This is a genomic window from Bradyrhizobium sp. 23AC (assembly GCF_054863025.1).
Window position 1 is genome coordinate 1 of sequence record NZ_JAVAYN010000230.1, and the last position, 256, is coordinate 256.

General features: G+C 67.2%; 1 protein-coding gene. It reads left to right on the top strand.

Features of this window, described 5'->3' with window-relative positions; all coding sequences use genetic code 11:
• Positions 1 to 256 (top strand): glycosyltransferase family 2 protein (locus RAD10_RS42230; protein ID WP_461622058.1); only part of this gene is annotated, 256 nt, incomplete at both ends.

Below are 256 nucleotides of genomic sequence, written 5' to 3' on the forward strand. Positions count from 1 at the left end.
GAGCGGGCCGTGCGCGGCGTTCTCGCGTCGACCGATGTGCGCGTCGAAGTCATCGTGATCGATGATGGATCGAGCGACGAGACCAGCGAGGTCGTCGCTTCCGCTTTTGCGCAGGACCCGCGCGTGAAGCTGCTCACGCTCGAAAATGGCGGGAAGGCGCGGGCACTCAACCACGCCCTCGCGCTGGCAACGGGCGAGATCGTGATCGCGCTCGATGCGGACACCCAGTTCGAGCCGACCACCATCGCGCGGCTGG